The sequence below is a fragment of the Pedobacter sp. A2324 genome, from assembly GCF_059693705.1.
Map to the genome: position 1 here is coordinate 403,562 of NZ_JCASSK010000003.1, position 15,978 is coordinate 419,539.

27 protein-coding genes are annotated in these 15,978 nt (G+C 38.5%); 1 reads left to right on the plus strand and 26 read right to left on the minus strand.

Annotated elements, in window-relative coordinates; genetic code table 11:
* Window positions 1-68: 68 nt before the first annotated feature.
* The 25 genes from map to AC570I_RS11105 all read right to left on the minus strand — a co-directional run bounded on the left by map (window position 69) and on the right by AC570I_RS11105 (window position 14,217).
* The gene (gene map / locus AC570I_RS10985) at window positions 69-854 is read right to left on the minus strand and encodes a type I methionyl aminopeptidase (RefSeq protein WP_497405683.1); all 786 of its coding nucleotides are present in this window, start codon (window positions 852-854) and stop codon (window positions 69-71) included.
* Window positions 855-942: 88 nt separating this feature from the next.
* A complete protein-coding gene (secY, locus tag AC570I_RS10990; RefSeq protein ID WP_047798765.1) occupies window positions 943-2,283 on the minus strand; it encodes a preprotein translocase subunit SecY in 1,341 nt (446 codons plus the stop codon).
* A 7-nt stretch (window positions 2,284-2,290) separates the two neighbouring features.
* Window positions 2,291-2,737: a 50S ribosomal protein L15 gene (rplO, locus tag AC570I_RS10995; protein ID WP_497405476.1), complete on the minus strand. Its 447-nt coding sequence runs from the start codon at window positions 2,735-2,737 to the stop codon at window positions 2,291-2,293.
* A 102-nt stretch (window positions 2,738-2,839) separates the two neighbouring features.
* On the minus strand, window positions 2,840-3,019 hold the full coding sequence (gene rpmD, locus AC570I_RS11000; protein WP_010599892.1) for a 50S ribosomal protein L30: 180 nt from the start codon (window positions 3,017-3,019) through the stop codon (window positions 2,840-2,842).
* Window positions 3,020-3,023: 4 nt separating this feature from the next.
* Window positions 3,024-3,542: a 30S ribosomal protein S5 gene (gene rpsE, locus AC570I_RS11005; RefSeq protein ID WP_010599893.1), complete on the minus strand. Its 519-nt coding sequence runs from the start codon at window positions 3,540-3,542 to the stop codon at window positions 3,024-3,026.
* A 17-nt stretch (window positions 3,543-3,559) separates the two neighbouring features.
* Entirely contained in the window at window positions 3,560-3,913 is a 354-nt protein-coding gene (rplR, locus tag AC570I_RS11010; RefSeq protein ID WP_047798766.1) for a 50S ribosomal protein L18, read from the minus strand.
* A 5-nt stretch (window positions 3,914-3,918) separates the two neighbouring features.
* Window positions 3,919-4,476: a 50S ribosomal protein L6 gene (rplF, locus tag AC570I_RS11015; protein ID WP_497405477.1), complete on the minus strand. Its 558-nt coding sequence runs from the start codon at window positions 4,474-4,476 to the stop codon at window positions 3,919-3,921.
* A 19-nt stretch (window positions 4,477-4,495) separates the two neighbouring features.
* Entirely contained in the window at window positions 4,496-4,894 is a 399-nt protein-coding gene (gene rpsH, locus AC570I_RS11020) for a 30S ribosomal protein S8 (protein WP_047798768.1), read from the minus strand.
* A gap of 153 nt (window positions 4,895-5,047) precedes the next feature.
* Window positions 5,048-5,317: a 30S ribosomal protein S14 gene (rpsN, locus tag AC570I_RS11025; protein WP_010599897.1), complete on the minus strand. Its 270-nt coding sequence runs from the start codon at window positions 5,315-5,317 to the stop codon at window positions 5,048-5,050.
* Window positions 5,317-5,883, minus strand: coding sequence for a 50S ribosomal protein L5 (gene rplE / locus AC570I_RS11030; RefSeq protein WP_047798769.1), 567 nt, complete (start codon window positions 5,881-5,883; stop codon window positions 5,317-5,319). The genes rpsN and rplE overlap by 1 nt, the downstream gene beginning before the upstream one ends.
* Window positions 5,883-6,221: a 50S ribosomal protein L24 gene (gene rplX, locus AC570I_RS11035; protein WP_047798770.1), complete on the minus strand. Its 339-nt coding sequence runs from the start codon at window positions 6,219-6,221 to the stop codon at window positions 5,883-5,885. The genes rplE and rplX overlap by 1 nt, the downstream gene beginning before the upstream one ends.
* Window position 6,222: 1 nt before the next feature.
* Entirely contained in the window at window positions 6,223-6,591 is a 369-nt protein-coding gene (gene rplN / locus AC570I_RS11040) for a 50S ribosomal protein L14 (RefSeq protein ID WP_010599900.1), read from the minus strand.
* A gap of 1 nt (window position 6,592) precedes the next feature.
* On the minus strand, window positions 6,593-6,847 hold the full coding sequence (rpsQ, locus tag AC570I_RS11045) for a 30S ribosomal protein S17 (protein WP_010599901.1): 255 nt from the start codon (window positions 6,845-6,847) through the stop codon (window positions 6,593-6,595).
* Window positions 6,848-6,860: 13 nt separating this feature from the next.
* On the minus strand, window positions 6,861-7,073 hold the full coding sequence (rpmC, locus tag AC570I_RS11050) for a 50S ribosomal protein L29 (RefSeq protein ID WP_047798771.1): 213 nt from the start codon (window positions 7,071-7,073) through the stop codon (window positions 6,861-6,863).
* Window positions 7,074-7,145: 72 nt separating this feature from the next.
* Window positions 7,146-7,568, minus strand: coding sequence for a 50S ribosomal protein L16 (gene rplP, locus AC570I_RS11055; RefSeq protein ID WP_010599903.1), 423 nt, complete (start codon window positions 7,566-7,568; stop codon window positions 7,146-7,148).
* Between the two features lie 40 nt (window positions 7,569-7,608).
* A complete protein-coding gene (gene rpsC / locus AC570I_RS11060; protein WP_047798772.1) occupies window positions 7,609-8,454 on the minus strand; it encodes a 30S ribosomal protein S3 in 846 nt (281 codons plus the stop codon).
* 7 nt (window positions 8,455-8,461) lie between these two features.
* The gene (rplV, locus tag AC570I_RS11065) at window positions 8,462-8,821 is read right to left on the minus strand and encodes a 50S ribosomal protein L22 (protein WP_047798773.1); all 360 of its coding nucleotides are present in this window, start codon (window positions 8,819-8,821) and stop codon (window positions 8,462-8,464) included.
* Window positions 8,822-8,828: 7 nt separating this feature from the next.
* Window positions 8,829-9,095 carry a 30S ribosomal protein S19 gene (gene rpsS, locus AC570I_RS11070; RefSeq protein WP_010599906.1) on the minus strand — a complete coding sequence of 89 codons (267 nt, stop codon included), beginning with the start codon at window positions 9,093-9,095 and terminating at the stop codon, window positions 8,829-8,831.
* The gene (rplB, locus tag AC570I_RS11075) at window positions 9,095-9,919 is read right to left on the minus strand and encodes a 50S ribosomal protein L2 (protein WP_047798774.1); all 825 of its coding nucleotides are present in this window, start codon (window positions 9,917-9,919) and stop codon (window positions 9,095-9,097) included. Before rplB ends, rpsS begins: the two co-directional genes overlap by 1 nt.
* A 20-nt stretch (window positions 9,920-9,939) precedes the next feature.
* On the minus strand, window positions 9,940-10,230 hold the full coding sequence (rplW, locus tag AC570I_RS11080) for a 50S ribosomal protein L23 (RefSeq protein WP_047798775.1): 291 nt from the start codon (window positions 10,228-10,230) through the stop codon (window positions 9,940-9,942).
* 1 nt (window position 10,231) lies between these two features.
* Window positions 10,232-10,861, minus strand: coding sequence for a 50S ribosomal protein L4 (rplD, locus tag AC570I_RS11085; RefSeq protein ID WP_010599909.1), 630 nt, complete (start codon window positions 10,859-10,861; stop codon window positions 10,232-10,234).
* A gap of 4 nt (window positions 10,862-10,865) precedes the next feature.
* Complete coding sequence (gene rplC / locus AC570I_RS11090) at window positions 10,866-11,483, minus strand: 50S ribosomal protein L3 (protein WP_047799068.1); 618 nt, start codon at window positions 11,481-11,483, stop codon at window positions 10,866-10,868.
* Window positions 11,484-11,656: 173 nt separating this feature from the next.
* Window positions 11,657-12,046, minus strand: coding sequence for a DUF1634 domain-containing protein (locus AC570I_RS11095; protein WP_047798776.1), 390 nt, complete (start codon window positions 12,044-12,046; stop codon window positions 11,657-11,659).
* Between the two features lie 3 nt (window positions 12,047-12,049).
* Entirely contained in the window at window positions 12,050-12,883 is an 834-nt protein-coding gene (locus AC570I_RS11100; protein WP_047798777.1) for a sulfite exporter TauE/SafE family protein, read from the minus strand.
* Between the two features lie 77 nt (window positions 12,884-12,960).
* Window positions 12,961-14,217 carry an NAD(P)-binding domain-containing protein gene (locus tag AC570I_RS11105; protein ID WP_497405478.1) on the minus strand — a complete coding sequence of 419 codons (1,257 nt, stop codon included), beginning with the start codon at window positions 14,215-14,217 and terminating at the stop codon, window positions 12,961-12,963.
* A gap of 171 nt (window positions 14,218-14,388) precedes the next feature.
* Between AC570I_RS11105 and AC570I_RS11110 the strand changes: the two genes are divergently transcribed.
* Window positions 14,389-15,000, plus strand: a complete 612-nt coding sequence (locus AC570I_RS11110; protein WP_047798779.1) for a hypothetical protein — start codon at window positions 14,389-14,391, stop codon at window positions 14,998-15,000.
* A gap of 87 nt (window positions 15,001-15,087) precedes the next feature.
* Here AC570I_RS11110 and AC570I_RS11115 read toward each other — a convergent pair whose 3' ends face one another.
* Entirely contained in the window at window positions 15,088-15,978 is an 891-nt protein-coding gene (locus tag AC570I_RS11115) for a PorP/SprF family type IX secretion system membrane protein (RefSeq protein ID WP_497405479.1), read from the minus strand.

A 15,978-nucleotide genomic window follows, 5' to 3' on the forward strand; every position in this document is an offset into this window, starting at 1 on the left:
TTATTGATTGTTACTTAATTAGCTGCTTCTAAACAGGGTTGCAAAATTAAATAAAAATTTTTAATTATTTATTTATTTTGTTGTAAAACTTCTTCTATGATAGAAAAGGTTGATAAAACATCTGCTTTACCCTTTTTAACAGCAACAGTATGTTCAAAATGTGCTGATGGTTTATTATCATTCGTAGTTACCGTCCACCCATCTTTATGGAACTTAACACCTGCAACCCCTGCATTAATCATGGGCTCTATCGCGATAACCATTCCTTCTTCAAGTTTTGGTCCAGCGCCACGTTTGCCATAATTGGGAACCTCGGGTTTCTCATGAAGGTTAATACCTACACCATGCCCAACAAGCTCTCTTACAACAGAAAAACCGTTAAGCTCAGCAAATTGTTGAACGGCAAAACCGATATCTCCAACACGCATGCCAGCAACAGCTTTTTCTATTCCCAGATCAAGACAGCGCCTTGTTACTTCTAAAAGCTTTTGTTTTTCAGCATCAATTTCCCCGATAGCAAATGTATATGCAGAATCACCGAAATAGTTATTCTTAACTACACCACAATCAACAGAAACCAAATCACCATCTTGTATCACATAACCACTTGGAAACCCATGAACAACTTGTTCATTCGGGGATATGCAAAGAGAGTTTGGAAAACCATTGTAATTTAGAAATGCAGGGATCGCCCCATGATCATTAATGAATTCGTAAGCCAGCTTGTCCAGTGTTAAAGTAGTCATGCCTGCCTTTATTACTTTTGCCACTTCAGCTAAAGTTTTTGAAACAAGCATGGAACTTTCTCTTATTAATTCAATCTCGTCAAGAGACTTGTAATAAATTTTGGACATCATTTAAGTTTTGAATGCGTCAATTGAGAGAGAGTAGCTATCTAATGGCTTCTATCGCCCGATTTATCATCCAACATAATTATTGCCACTATAGTGCAGCATTGCTGCTTGCAGCAGGAACGCCGGTTCTGCCAGTAACTCTACCAGTCTTCATTAAGCCATCGTAGTGACGCATTAAAAGATAACTTTCAATTTGCTGTAAAGTATCTAATACCACACCAACCAAAATCAACAATGAAGTACCACCAAAGAAATGTGCAAATTCTTGTTTAATACCAAATTTAACTGCCAAAGAAGGTAAAATAGCAATAATTGCTAAAAAAACCGCTCCTGGAAAGGTAATTTTAGAGATTACATCATCAATAAAACTTGATGTTGCAAAACCCGGTTTAACGCCTGGAATAAAACCGCCGTTCTTCTTCATATCATCACTCATTTGAGTTGGATTTACTGTAATAGCAGTATAAAAGAAAGTAAACGCGATAATTAAAAATGCAAACGTTAAGCTATAGGCCAACGAAGTTGTATTACTAAACTGAATTAACCATGAACCTTGCAATGATGGAACAAATTGCATTAAAGCACCAGGGATAAACATCAAGGCCTGTGCGAAGATGATCGGCATAACACCGGCAGCATTTACCTTTAAAGGGATATACTGACGAACACCACCGAACTGACGGTTACCAACAATTTTCTTTGCATACTGCACAGGTACTTTACGTACACCCTGAACAATTAAAATGGTAAACATTACAACTGCAAATAATGCAACGATTTCCAGCACTAACGCTACCGGACCTCCACCTTCACTGGCAGAACCAACACGGGCGCTAAACTCCTGAGAAATAGCAACTGGTAAACGGGCGATAATACCAACCATAATGATTAGTGAAGTACCGTTTCCAATACCTTTATCGGTAATCTTTTCACCTAACCACATCACAAATAAGGTACCTGCCGTTAATACAAACGTAGATAAAACTAAAAATAACGTGTTTGGTAACAAAATTGCCTCTGCCGGAACTTGCGTTTTAACGTAACCTACAGATTGAACGATTGTGATCGCTACCGTTAGGTAACGGGTAATCTGGTTCATTTTCTTTCTACCACTTTCGCCCTCTTTCTGCATTTTTTGAAAAGAAGGAACAGCAATACCCAATAGTTGCACCACAATAGATGCAGAGATATAAGGCATTACGCCTAATGCTAGGATAGACACACGAGAGAACGAACCACCGGCAAACATATCCAGTAAGCCTAATAGTCCTGATTTTTCGTTAGCGCCTAAAGCAGTCGGATCTACACCTGGTAAAACCACGTGAGATACAAAACGGTATACCAAAAGAATTAAGAGCGTAAATAAAATACGCTCTTTTAATTCTTGAATTTTCCAGATATTACTTAAAGTAGTAAATAGCTTCTTCATTTAATAATTACAATTTTACAATGGAACCACCTGCAGCTTCGATAGCTTTTTGTGCGGTTGCAGAAAATGCATGTGCAGTAACGTCTAATTTTGCTTTAACTTCACCACGACCTAAAATTTTAACCAGGTCGTTTTTCGAAGCTAAACCATGTGCTTGTAACGCTGCGAAATCGATAGTTGTTAAGTTATGTTTCTCAGCTAATTCCTGAAGTACATCTAAATTTACACCTACGTATTCAGTACGGTTAATCGGTTTGAAACCAACTTTAGGCACACGACGTTGTAAAGGCATTTGACCACCTTCAAAACCGATTTTGGTTGAGTGACCAGAACGAGAACCCGCACCTTTGTGACCACGGGTTGAAGTACCACCACGACCAGAACCTGTACCACGACCAATTCTTTTGCTGTTTTTTGTAGAACCTTTTGCAGGTTTTAAAGTATTTAAATTCATTTTTTTGAATTTGTGTTGCCCTTCGCTTTCACTAAACAGGTACAACGATTAAACATATATAAAGCTAGTACAGGTTTATCCCGAACTAGCTTTAAAATTTTATTAAATTGCTTCGATAGCTACCAAATGATTCACTTTGCGAACCATACCGATAATCTGTGGTGTAGCTTCAACCTCAACACTTTGGTTCATTTTAGATAAACCCAAAGCCTGAACGGTTCTTTTTTGGCGCTCGCTTCTGTCGATAACGCTTTTTACTTGTGTTATTTTGATCTTAGCCATGATATTATCCGTTAAAAACTTTGTTTAAATCAATACCACGAGTTTGAGCTACTGTATAAGCATCACGCATTTTAGTTAATGCATCAACAGTTGCTTTTACCACGTTGTGCGGGTTTGATGAGCCTTTAGACTTTGCCAATACGTTATGAACCCCAGCACTTTCTAATACAGCACGCATCGCACCACCAGCAATTACTCCGGTACCTACTGCAGCTGGTTTGATTAATACAAAACCACCTGAGAACTTACCAATTTGTTCGTGAGGAACGGTACCATTTAAGATTGGAACTTTAACCAAATTCTTTTTGGCATCATCCACACCTTTAGCGATTGCTTCAGTTACCTCTTTCGCCTTACCTAAACCGAAACCAACAACACCGTTCTCATCACCCACAACAACAATTGCTGAGAAGCTGAAAGTACGACCACCTTTGGTTACTTTGGCAACACGTTGTATACTAACCAAACGATCCTTTAATTCGATATCGGTGGTTTTTACTCTTTTTATATTAATAGTTGACATCTTACTTTTTCTTCAGATTAAAATACTAAACCAGCTTCGCGGGCACCCTCTGCCAACGATTTTACACGACCGTGGTATAAATAGCCATTTCTATCGAAAACAACTTGTTTAACACCAGCTGCAATTGCTTTTTCGGCAACTAATTTACCTACTGCAATTGATTGGTCGCTTTTGCTTCCAGTACCTGCAAAATCTTTAGATAATGATGATGCTGAAACTATTGTTTGACCGGTTACATCGTTAATTACCTGCGCATAAATTCCTTTATTGCTTCTAAATACAGATAACCTTGGACGCTCTTCCGAACCGGTAAGTCTTTTTCTGATCCCTTTTTTAATACGATCTCTTCTTGATAATTTTTTACCTGCCATGATTACTATTTTTTAGATGCTGATTTACCTGCTTTTCTTCTTAACACTTCACCTACAAACTTGATACCTTTACCTTTGTAAGGCTCTGGTGCACGTAATGAACGGATTTTCGCTGCTACCTGACCAATCAATTGTTTGTCGATACTTTCTAAAATAATTTTAGGAGTCTGACCTTTTTCTGATTGAGTAGTAACGGTGATTTCCGCTGGTAATTGAAATACATAGTGGTGAGAATAACCCAAAACTAAATCTAATGTATTACCTGTGTTTGTAGCACGGTAACCTACACCTACTAATTCCTGAGTTAATTTGTAACCTTCTGTAACACCAACAACCATATTGTTAAGCAATGAACGATATAAACCGTGTAAGGCTTTGTGTTTCTTTTGTTCTGATGGACGTTGAACTGACAAAATTCCATCTTCCTGACTAACAGTGATATCTGAATCTACTGTTTGAGTTAATTCTCCTTTAGGACCTTTTACAGTTACTACGTTATCATTTGATACGGTAATTGTAACACCTGCTGGGATTGTAATTGGGGCTTTTCCTATTCTTGACATTGTGCTGTTCTCCTAAATATTAATAAACGTGACACAATACCTCACCACCAATATTTAATTTGGCTGCTTCTTTATCAGTCATTACACCTTTAGAAGTAGATAAGATTGCGATACCTAAACCGTTTAATACTCTTGGCATATTTTCAACACCAGCATAGTTTCTCAAACCTGGTTTACTTACTCGCACTAAAGTACGAATAGCAGGAACTTTAGTAATCGGATTATATTTCAAAGCGATTTTAATAGTGCCCTGAACTGTGTTATCTTCAAACTTGTAGTTCGCGATGTAACCTTTATCGAAAAGAACTTTTGTAATTTCTTTTTTAAGGTTTGATGCAGGAATTTCTACAACACGGTGGTTGGCCTTAATGGCATTCCTTACTCTTGTTAAATAATCTGCTATTGGATCTGTATTCATTATTTATTGTTTTTGATAGTGGTTTCCTTCTGCTACCCAGCTGTGGGACCTGCTATCGGTTAAAATTCTTTTTTAGCGTACATAGACATAAGTATCAAGTATCAGGAAACCAATTGGTCTTGATACTTGATACTCTGTACTAGTTACTTTATATTACCAAGATGCTTTTTTAACACCTGGAATTTTACCGTCTAGTGCCATTTGGCGGAATGTTACCCTTGAAATACCAAAGGTACGCATATAACCACGTGGACGACCAGTTAATTTACAACGGTTGTGCAAACGTACCGGAGATGAGTTTTTAGGTAATTTATCTAAACCCTCGAAATCTCCTGCAGCCTTTAAAGCTGCACGTTTTTCAGCGTATCTAGCCACCAATTTTTGGCGCTTAACTTCGCGTGCTTTTACACCTTCTTTTGCCATTATTCTGCAGTTTTTTGATTTTTAAATGGTAAGCCGAATTGTTTCAATAACTCAAGCGCCTCAACATCAGATTTTGCCGAAGTTACGAAAGTTATATCCATCCCTAAAATTTTATTGATTTTATCGATATTAATCTCAGGGAAAATGATTTGCTCAGTAACACCTAAAGTGTAGTTACCTTTTCCGTCAAATCCTTTATCATTGATACCTTTGAAATCACGAATACGTGGCAAAGCTACTGAAATTAAACGATCTAAGAACTCATACATGTTATTATCACGTAATGTTACACGTACACCTACAGGCATACCTTTACGTAATTTAAAGTTTGAGATATCTTTTTTAGACTGTGCCGGAACCGCTTGCTGACCAGTGATGGTAGTCAACTCAACGATAGTGGTATCCATAATCTTTTTGTCAGTAACAGAAAAACGACCAACACCCTGATTGATACAGATTTTCTCCAACTTTGGAACCTGCATTACAGTTTTGTACTGAAATTTTTCTTTCAATGCATTTACAACTTCTTCTTTGTATTTGCTTTTTAATCTTGGTGTAGTAGCCATTATTTAATTTCCTCCCCTGAAATTTTAGCCACTCTAACTATTTTACCATCAGCGTTTAGTTTACGACCAACGCGTGTAGCTTTACCAGATTTTGGATCAACCAACATCAGGTTAGAAATGTGAAGAGCAGCCTCTTTTTTAATAATACCACCGTTCGGATTTGCAGCATTTGGTTTAGTATGTTTAGATACTAAGTTAATGCCTTCTACAATGGCTCTGTTTTTATCTATTTGTACTGAAAGTACTTTTCCTTGTTGACCTTTTGAATCGCCAGCAATTACTTTAACTAAATCTCCAGTGCGGATTTTAAGTTTTGGTGTATTTACTTTGTTTCCCATTTTATAATACCTCCGGTGCTAATGATACAATTTTCATGAATTGTTTTTCACGTAGTTCTCTCGCAACCGGGCCAAAGATACGTGTACCTCTTGGCTCATCCTGTGCGTTCAATAATACAGCAGCATTATCGTCAAAACGGATATAAGAACCATCTTTACGACGGATTTCTTTTTTTGTTCTTACAACAACTGCTTTAGAAACTGTACCTTTTTTAATGTTACCTGACGGTAAAGCGCTTTTCACGGTAACAACTACTTTATCTCCAATTGAAGCATAACGTTTGCCGGTTCCACCTAGCACGCGAATTACCAATACTTCTTTTGCGCCGCTGTTATCAGCAACGTTTAATCTTGATTCCTGTTGTACCATCTTATTTAGCTCTTTCTAAAATTTGTACCAATCTCCAGTTCTTGTTTTTACTCAAAGGACGAGTTTCCATAATCAATACCGTATCACCGATACCACACTCATTTTTCTCGTCGTGAGCCATAAATTTGGTAGTTTTCTTCACGAACTTACCATAAATTGGGTGTTTTACTTTACGCTCAACGCTCACCACAACAGATTTATCCATCTTGTTGCTTACCACTAACCCAGTTCTTGTTTTTCTTAATTGTCTTTCCATGTCGACTATCAAATTATTTAGTTTCAGTAGCTACTTCAGTGTTTTTCACTTGAGTCAACTGCGTGTTTAAACGGGCTATGTCTTTCCTTACTTTTGCAATGCGCGAAGGATTTTCGATAGCTGAAATAGTGTGAGCGAACTTTAATTTTGACAAGTTCTCTGTTTCTTCCGCAATCTTAGCTACTAATTCTTCTTTTGAAAGCCCTGTGATTTCTGAATTTTTCATTTTTCTTTTCTTTTACGTTGAGTGTAGCGGTTATAATAAACAAGTATTTACAACATTCACCTCAACACTTTACTATGCTTCTACGTAATCCCTACGTACTACGAATTTGGTTTGGATTGGTAATTTCTGAGCTGCTAAACGTAATGCTTCTTTAGCAACTTCTAAAGGCACACCTTCAGCTTCGAAAATTACACGTCCAGGTCTAACAACTGCTACCCAGTATTCAGGAGCACCTTTACCTTTACCCATACGTACCTCAGCAGGTTTTTTAGTTACCGGTTTGTCCGGGAAAATTCTGATCCATACCTGACCTTCACGTTTCATGAAACGTGTTACGGCGATACGGGCAGCCTCTATCTGGCGACTTGTAATCCAAGTAGCTTCTAAAGATTTGATACCGAAAGATCCGAATGCTAATTCAGCTCCACGAGAAGCTAAACCTTTCATTCTGCCTTTTTGCATCTTCCTGAACTTCGTTCTTTTTGGCTGTAACATTTTATTTTGTTCTAATCGTTAAACGATGTTAATAAATCAATTATTTACGAGGACCTCTGTTAGCGCCTGCGCCACCACCTCTGTTTGGACCACCCTGGCCAGGACCACGACCGCCGCCTTGGTTTCCACCACGTCTGTCGTTACCACCGCCACGGTTATCTCTTCCGCCACCGCGGTTATCTCTTCCACCGAATGCTGGTTTATCTGATGCGCCTTTTGGACCGTTGTTTGTTGAACCAATGTTTGGAGACAAATCACGTTTTCCATAAACCTCACCTTTACAGATCCATACTTTAACGCCGATTTTACCATAAGTGGTTAAAGCTTCAGCTAAAGCATAGTCGATATCAGCACGGAATGTATGCAAAGGCACTCTTCCTTCTTTGTACTGCTCAGTACGTGCCATTTCAGCACCACCTAAACGACCAGAAGTCATGATTTTGATACCTTCAGCACCCATACGCATGGTCGATGCGATAGAAGATTTCATTGCTCTACGGAATGAGATCCTTGCTTCTAATTGTTTAGCAACACCTTCTGCAACTAATTGTGCATCAAGTTCAGGGCGTTTAATTTCAAAGATGTTAATTTGAATTTCCTTTTTAGTCAGTTTCTTTAACTCTTCTTTGATTTTATCTACCTCAGCACCTGCTTTACCGATTACAATACCTGGACGTGCTGTGTGAATTGTTACGGTGATACGTTTTAACGTACGCTCGATAACAACTTTAGCAACACCACCTTTAGCGATACGGGCAGAAAGGTATTTTCTTATTTTCTCATCTTCAACTAATTTATCGGAGTAGTTGTTGCCACCGAACCAGTTAGAATCCCATCCTTTGATAATTCCTAACCTGGCACCTATTGGATTTGCTTTTTGTCCCATTTCCTAATTAGTTTTGAGTTGTTTCTGTTATTTTACTATCTACAATCAGCGTAACGTGGTTAGAACGCTTACGAATTCTATATCCACGACCTTGAGGTGCCGGACGTAAACGTTTAAGTTGACGACCACCATCTACCATAATTGTTTTAACAAATAACTCGCTTCCATCAGAAGTTTTGCCATTTTTTGCTTCCCAGTTGTTAATTGCAGATAATAATAATTTCTCAACCCTTATCGCTGCTTCTTTGTTGGTAAACTTTAAAACACTTAATGCTTTTTCTACACGTTCACCTCTGATAAGATCTACAACCAAACGCATCTTACGCGGTGAGGTTGGACAATTGTTTAATTTTGCTATTGCTTCCATTGTCTAATTATTTTTTCTTTTCAGCGTGTCCTCTGAATGTTCTGGTTGGAGCAAATTCTCCCAACTTGTGACCAACCATGTTTTCTGTAACGTACACAGGGATGAACTTATTTCCATTGTGTACTGCAAATGTATGATTCACAAAATCTGGTGATATCATTGATCTGCGAGACCAAGTTTTGATTACAGACTTTTTGCCTGAATCATTCATAGAGTTTACTTTTTTCTCTACGTTATGGTCAATATAAGGTCCTTTTTTTATCGAACGAGCCATTATTTCTTCCTTCTCTCTATGATGTAACGATTAGAATATTTTTTAAGTTCTCTGGTTTTAAAGCCTTTAGCTAAAACACCATTTCTTGAACGTGGGTGACCACCTGATGATCTACCTTCACCACCACCCATTGGGTGATCTACTGGGTTCATCGCTACCGGTCTGGTTCTCGGACGACGGCCCAACCAACGCTTACGACCTGCTTTACCTAATACTTCGTTAGCGTGATCTGAGTTAGATACAGCACCGATAGTAGCAAGACAAGTAGTCAGGATTAAACGGGTTTCGCCTGAAGGCATTTTCAAAGTAGCATATTTACCATCGCGGGCAGCTAATTGTGCGTAAGCACCTGCACTACGAGCCAATTGTGCTCCTTTTCCAGGGTGAATCTCCACGTTGTGGATAATTGAACCTAATGGAATGTTCGATAATTTTAAAGTGTTACCTACTTCAGGTGCAGCTTTATCGCCCGATAGAATTACCGAACCAACTTGCAAACCTTCTGGAGCAATGATATAACGCTTCTCGCCATCAGCATAGTGTAATAATGCGATGCGGGCAGTACGGTTTGGATCGTATTCAACAGTAGCTACTGTTGCAGGAATATCGAATTTATCGCGTTTGAAGTCGATTAAACGATACGATTTTTTATGACCACCACCCATGTAGCGCATAGTCATTTTACCTGTATTGTTACGTCCACCAGACTTTTTTGATGATACAACCAATGATTTTTCGGGCTTGGTTGCTGTAATCTCCGTAAAACTAGCACCAACTCTGAAGCGGGTACCTGGAGTAACTGGTTTAAATTTTCTTAAGCCCATAGTTATAATTAATTATTAAATTAAAGAGTTGCGTAATAATCTATTGTTTCGCCGTCTTTTAACGTTACGATTGCTTTTTTGAATTTCGGGCTACGGCCTGAAACAAAACCTGCTTTAGTGTAACGAGATTTCGCTTTTCCATCAACAACCATTGTGTTAACTGCAACAATGGTTACACCGTACAATTTCTCAATAGCCGCTTTAATCTGGATTTTGTTAGCCTTGTGATTAACAGCGAATGTGAAACGGTTAGATTTCTCAGTTAAAGCTGAAGCTTTTTCGGTTAATATTGGTTTTTTTAAAATTTCCATATTACTTGGCAAATGCCTCCTCCAAAGTTTTAACAGAATCTGCAGTTAACACAAGTACACCAGCATTTAATACATCATAAGTATTTAAATCTGCTGCCGAGATTACTTTGGTTTTCTGAACGTTTCTGCTTGATAAATAGATATTATTATTTTGTGCAGGTAAAACCAACAAAGTTTTTTGAGTACCTACGTTTAACGCAGCCAATAAACTTGTATAGTTTTTAGTTTTAGCAGTATCGAAGTTGAAATCTTCTAAAACCACCACACTGTTATCTTTTGCTTTATAAGCTAGAGCAGATTTACGTGCTAATGATTTTAATTTCTTGTTCAATTTAAAGCTATAATCACGTGGCTGAGGACCAAAAACACGACCACCACCGTTAAACAACGGAGATTTAATGCTTCCGGCACGTGCACCACCTGTACCTTTTTGTTTGTATAGTTTACGGGTAGAACCAGCAATCTCATTACGTTGTTTAGATTTGTGAGTACCCTGACGTTGATTAGCCAAATACTGTTTTACATCTAAATAAATCGCGTGGTCGTTAGGCTCGATACCAAATACCGATTCAGGAAGTTGCACCTTGGCACCTGTTTCTTTACCTGAAATGTTTAATACTTTAACTTCCATTTGATTACTTGTCTAAGATTACGTAAGAACCTTTAGCTCCTGGAACGGAACCACTAACTACTAATAAGTTTTGATCAGCATAAACTTTCAAAATTTGTAAATTCTGAATTTTTACTCTGTCTCCACCTGTTCTTCCAGCCATGCGCATTCCTTTGAATACACGTGAAGGGAATGATGACGCACCCAGTGAACCTGGCGCACGTAAACGGTTGTGCTGACCGTGAGTCTGCATACCAACACCACTAAATCCGTGGCGTTTCACAACACCTTGAAAACCTTTACCTTTAGAGGTACCTACAACATCAACAAAATCACCTTCTGCGAATGCATCAACAGTTACTACATCACCTAAATTAAGTGAAGCTGTAAATGAATCAAATTCTACCAGTTTGCGTTTTGGAGTTGTGTTCGCTTTAGCGAAATGGCCTTTTAACGGTTGAGTTGTGTTTTTCTCTTTAGCCTCATCGTATCCTAACTGGATAGATGAATAACCGTCTTTTTCTTCGGTTTTTACCTGTGTAACTACACAAGGCCCAGCTTCGATTACAGTACAAGGAATGTTTCTTCCTTCTGCATCGAAAATACTGGTCATTCCTACTTTTTTTCCAATAATTCCTGACATTTTATCTTTTCTTTTTAACACCCATCGAAGCAGTAGGGCTTCGTTCAAGGTGGTTGTTCAATCCCCCGAAAGGGACGGCAAAGATAGACAAGAATTATTAATTTTCAAATAGTTAGCGAAATATTTTTTCAAATAAATTGCTGATATGATGGAGTTTAAGATTAATTAACAGATTAATGTGCCAATCCACCACCTAAACTTATGGTTATGATGGTTAAAATGATAAACCCGATAAGCACATACAGGTAGTCTTTCTCTATAAAAAAGCTAATAATGGCAAAGATAATTCGAGCTATCGGTGTGAAAATCAGCATCAATATACCAAACTGAATGATGGCATCCCCCTCCAGGGAAGGAATTCCTTTAACTATTTTAATAATAGAAGAAAACTTCGCAAGCTCAGGCTTAAATACCCTATAATCGGTAACTGAGCCTTTCTTGTGAAATAGAAAAATAAAACCTCCAACCAGCACAATGGTCATGGATATCACTACTCCGGCACGAAGCATGATACCTAAAATGACCTGAATATCTTTATCACCTGAATTTTTATTGTGCCTCATCAATTATAATCCGCTAATTCCTTTATAAATCATTTGCAGAGCAAGAAAGGTAACCACCACCGCAAAAACAATTTTAAGTTTACCGGTCTTAACTTTTAGCAACAGCTTTGAGCCCAAAGTAGCCCCGGTTAGTACACCGATACAAACAGGCATGGCAATACCCGGATCAATTTGTCCTCTGTGCAGATATACGACTGCACTGGCAGCTGCTGTTACGCCCATCATAAAATTGCTGGTTGTGGTAGATACCTTGAAAGGGAGGCGCATGATATTATCCATTGCAATAACCTTTAATGCTCCGCTCCCAATCCCCAATAACCCGGATAGTGTTCCTGCAAGTAACATCATCGAAAAGCCCGCAGGTATATGTTTTACCGCATATTCATGCATAATCCCTTTATCCGGATAAGTTCCATTGAGATTGAAGAAATTTGCCCACCTGTCGCTTCTGTCCAGTGTACTGTGATCTGTTTTTTTCCTGAGGGCCATAATTGCCGAGAAGATAAGTATGCAACCAAAAATGATGGCGATGTAGCTTGCATTCAGATAAACTGCTACAATTGCACCGCAAACTGCGCCAACAGTAGTTGCAATTTCAAGAAACATCCCTATTCTGATATTCGTAATTCCCTCTTTAACATATGCTGCTGCCGATCCGGATGAGGTAGCGATTACCGAGACAATTGATGCTCCTATTGCGTAGTGTATATCGACACCCAAAACAAGGGTAAGTAAGGGAATAATAATAACCCCGCCTCCCAAACCGGTAAGAGAACCCACTAAACCGGCTAGCAGAGAGCCTAACAAAACGATAAGGGTAAACAGCAACACCGACATACGGGCAAATATAAGATACGTGTTTGGGGTAAACGAACGATTATCTGAATAAAATCACGTACGTATATGAGGCTTATCTATTTCCCTAACCTTTTGATCATTTCGGCACTTAAATCCCTTCCGTCATTTAAACGATTGGCAAAGAAAGACTTTGCTGCTTCGAAATGAGCCTTGTAACCATTCAAATCTCCATAACCTATAATCGATGCCCACTCATGAACTGCAGTATGAAATTCCAAATCATCCCCTCTGATAGATTTATCATAAAGTGCAGTGGTTATCGACTCTTCAAGCATAGATTCATTTTTAAAAAGATATTCTGCAATGCCTAATCTCAATTTAAAAGGCGGAGTTTGACAAATCATGTTATCATATGGATTAACCCCCATTTTATACCATGCATAAACCATGCTCAATAAACTGAGATGAGAATTTGGTTTGAGCTTATGATTGGCGTCAGACAGGCTAAATTCTTTCATGATGTTATCATCAAGTAATAGCAGCTGGCGACTTTCGTGAAAAACAAAATCCCTTGCAGCATATATCTTCTCGCGGAACGCAGTTTCATTTTCACAAATCATCAGCTTGAATAACTCTGATTCTGCCTGCGCATAATACTTCACCTGCTTCTGTGCATAAGGATTTAAAATGGCGAGACCGGCATAGATATGCGATTTATAACTAAAAATCCTTAGTGTAGTTAGAATTTTTACATTATCTATTCCCCCGGCGTAAGCAGGATTATCCCAGGGAAAAAACCCGGCATTCTTCCAGGCTGATCCCATACTCTCGAACCCCATGTGCGTAACGGCCTGTGTATCGGCTACAATCTTATCATGCTCCCTATAATCATCCATTTCAATAATATTTGATTTGAGAGACTTGTAAACTTCTAACGCCCTAATGTACACATCATCGGTTGCCCTGTGGCGTACCACTACCAAAGTTTGTCCCTCGGGACTGAAAGCCGGACCATGCAATGAATGACAAGTAACGATCTGTGTATCCTGTGGAAGATGTTTTTCAAATGCAGCAATTTCAGGATGTTTAACAGAAGTTTGCCCGGAAACAATGGCACCAAACTTCGTTGAACGGGCGAAATTGGCCACCACTTCATCAATTTTTTCAGCCTCAACACAATAGATGATAAAGTCTGATTTTCTCGCAACCTCATGTCCATCGATTAATACTTCAATACCTTTTGGTTCCAGTTCATTTTTCAGATCACTAAAACGCAATGGCATGTCTGCCCCACATACACTATAGCCAGCATTTACGAACGAAAGGGCATACAACTTGCCCATGTCGCCTAAACCGATAATTCCTATTTGCATGAGGCAAATGTAATCTATCGTGAATTAATTTATAATAAAAGTTATATAAAAGTGTTAATCTATAGATTATATGAAATCATTTTTATCAATTTGATAATGAATTTACCAAATTAGATTAGTTGAGGATTGGATAAAAATGTAGTTTTACAATTTAACACCTATATTTAAACTATGCAGAAACTTAAACCTACCCTTTTGTTTTTAGGGGCTATGCTGATTTTAAACGTTGCGTTTGGACAAGCTAAGCAAGACACATCGAAAAACACTGACCCTTCTCTAAATGGACAGTATGAATTCATGTTAAGAAAATCGAAAAGTTTATATGGCGCAAGGCTGATCAATCCTACCCGATTATCATCTTTATGGAAAAGTGTGAATGATACTTTGAGAAAAGAACGCAGAGAACTTCAGGTAGCCAGAAAAGAAATTAAAACCCAGACAGATAACATCGCCAGTTTAAAAGGCGAAGTTTCCGGAAAAGAAAATTCACTGGCCAGCGCGAATGCATCCGTAAACGAAATTAGTTTTCTGGGCATTTCATTTAATAAAGGTACCTATAACACCATAGTTTGGGCATTGATCATATTATTAGCCATTGGCCTTGCGGTTGTAATCATTCAGTCAGGAAAATTCAGGAAGGAAGCTACTTACCGGACTCAGCTTTACCAGGAAGTTGCTGACGAGTTTCAGGCCCATAAAGTAAAAGCTAAAGACAAAGAAATGAAACTGGCGCGTGAGCTTCAGGATGAGCGCAATAAATGGGATGATGCCCGTGGAAGATAAAAATTGTTAAGGCCATTAATTTTAAAAAGCTTGTCGGAAAGCCCCAATATCAAACAGGCATACGACAAGCTTTTTTGTATGATAATGCTACTGCGTTTTGAAACTATACTTTAACCCTACCTCAAACTCCCCGTTACTATAGTTTTGCATTTTGGATGTATTGGTGGTATACTGCAGTAACAATGAAAATTGTTTTTGGTAGTTTATCCCAAAACCGCCGGTAAAGCTGTTGGTGCTATGATAAACCCCATTGAACATGATTTTATCTTCCAGAAACTGGAAATTAACACCAGCATCAAAAATTCCATTGTAGTTTTGTACACCGCGATAAACCAACTTAGGTTCTACTGAACTCAATACTTTATCGGTAGTAAATTTATATCCGGCCGCGAAAAAATATATCGACCGGTCTACTACATTTCTGATCACATCTCTTTTAAACAAACGTTTAAGGTTTGGTAAGGCTCCCTGAAGGGTTAAATTGGTGTTTCGATAAGCCATACCGAAGTCGCCATCCAAATAAAGCCTGCGGTCGTTAAAACTATTAAGTACATCGTCACTGAGGTCGCCTTGCGCTTTACTGATGTTTACATTTTCGTTCATTACCCCGGCAGATAAACCAAAGTCGAGGTAGCTGGACTGAGCGCCAAGAGGCAAGTGATAAGCATAACTAACCGTGGCGCGAAATCTGTTAATTACTCCGGCTGTTTCATTATAGATTAATGCGCCTAAACCAACCTTATTGTTAGGCAAGCCATAATCCGCTGTAAGGTATTGCATCCTGGGTGCTCCATCCATTCCAACCCATTGGGCTTTTAAGGCTGCATTTAGGTTAAGGTTATTTTCTAAGCCTGCCATTGCAGGATTCGGCAAAAACTGATTCTGGTAATAGATACTGCCCATCGGATTAAGCTGAGCAATGGCTGATGGTGAAAACAATAACAACATCCCGCCTAAAAATATATTGATCTTTTTCAC